This window comes from Exiguobacterium sp. s168, from assembly GCF_018619035.1.
GTDB lineage: Bacteria > Bacillota > Bacilli > Exiguobacteriales > Exiguobacteriaceae > Exiguobacterium_A > Exiguobacterium_A acetylicum.
Genome location: NZ_JACSNE010000055.1, coordinates 1 through 1,784, shown reverse-complemented (window position 1 = coordinate 1,784; position 1,784 = coordinate 1). Strand labels below are relative to the sequence as shown.

Annotated in this window: 1 protein-coding gene; it reads left to right on the top strand. The window is 49.3% G+C overall.

Annotated elements, in window-relative coordinates:
• Positions 1 to 116: 116 nt before the first annotated feature.
• Positions 117 to 1,394: an IS110 family RNA-guided transposase gene (locus KNQ15_RS16515; RefSeq protein WP_214730117.1), complete on the top strand. Its 1,278-nt coding sequence runs from the start codon at positions 117 to 119 to the stop codon at positions 1,392 to 1,394.
• Positions 1,395 to 1,784: the final 390 nt, after the last annotated feature.

Sequence of the window (1,784 nt, the reverse complement as noted above, 5' to 3'; positions counted from 1 at the left end):
AGGAGCATTCCTGTTAGGAAGATTTCTGAGGCCTTGAATTAAAAAAAGCCCTCTTTTATGATGATTGAGTGGTCACCCGATAAAATGACCCAATACATCTAAGAGAGGACTATTATATGAATTCTAAAACGAATGAAAAGATTAATCAAGTCTCAGAAAAGACACTGGTCATCGGTATCGACATCGCCAAGCGTACACATTTCGCCTGTGCAGTCGACGACCGCGGCCGTGTGCTCCAGAAATCCTTCTCGTTCACCCAGTCACGGCACGGCTTTGAGGTCCTCTACACGCGTATCATCGCCCTCAAAGAAGAACATCTGAAACAAGATGTCATTGTCGGTTTTGAACCGACCGGGCACTATTGGATGAACCTGGCGGCCTTTCTCACCGACCATGGCATCCCCTATGTGATGGTCAATCCGATGCACGTCAACCGATCGAAAGAGCTGGATGACAATCTACAGACGAAGAATGACAAGAAGGATGCCGTCGTGATTGCGCGACTGATGCGAGACGGGCGCTTCAACTATCCTCGGATCTTGGAAGGGATTGAGGCTGAATTGCGGAACGGTGCGACCCTTCGCTCGAAGATCCAAGAGGATATCAATGCGCTACAGAATCGGATCATCCGCTGGCTCGACCGTTTCTTCCCTGAGTTCACGATGGTCTTCAAAAGTTTTGGGAAGATGGCCTATGCCGCACTTGAGAAGACGCCTTTGCCGGTAGACATCGTCGGTAAGGCTCCCGAAGAGCTCCTCTTCCTCTACCGTCAGGTAGAAGGCATGAAGAGCCCTCAGCTCCCGAAGGCCAAGAGATTGGTGGAGGTCGCTGCCCATTCAGTCGGTCTGACAGAGGGGCATGTGATGGCACGTATCGAGATCGCCACGCTGCTCACCCAGTACCGTCTGTTACAATCGCAACTCGAGGCACTGACGGATGAACTCATTGAACTTGTCCGTCAGACACCGGATTATGAATATCTTTCCTCGGTCCCGGGCATCGGTGATGTGACGATCATCGAGCTTCTCTCTGAGGTCGGTTCTTTCAAACAGTACAAGGATCCACGCCAACTCATCAAACTAGCGGGCCTGACCCTGAGAGAGAACTCCTCAGGACAACAGAAGGGACAGAAACGCATCTCAAAACGCGGTAGGAAAAGGCTCCGAGCCCTCCTGTTTCGTGTCATGATGCCACTGATCCTTCACAACACTGCATTCAAATCTTTACATGAACATTACACCACGCGAGCAGCCAACCCACTTCGCAAGAAACAGTCGATCGTGGTGCTCTGTGGCAAGCTATTGAAAGTATTACACGCACTCTGTACCAAGCACTGGATGTTTGACGAGCAACGGATGATGGATGACTTCACTTCTCTCCAGTCGGCAGCGTGACCTGAACGTTTGAGTTCTGACAACAAGGATGACACGGAGAAGCCGGCACCATCTATTCCATCCGACCGTCCGCTAGGACGAGTCCACTGAGGAGCATCGCCAGCCTCTGCCTTATGAATAGACCGAACGAAGGAATGTACGCGCTAAGACGCCTAGAGACATGGGAGGGTCCGTCATCATAAGCTACGCAGAGATCCAATGTGCATTGAATAGGACACAGTATAGGAGCAATTTCTACCAATAAATACAAGCTCCTACAGCGTAGCGTACGGATCAATTGTAATATTCATGAAGAAATACAAAATAACGATAGATATTGGTGACGAAAAATATTTTTTCGGGCACTTGAGATGGTGAAAACCATTGATATATCAACATTTATAGAGGGAG

Bases quoted from the DNA above. Each gene is read 5' to 3' on its own strand.
- KNQ15_RS16515 (WP_214730117.1), top strand. From the start codon at position 117: ATGAATTCTAAAACGAATGAAAAGATTAATCAAGTCTCAGAAAAGACA.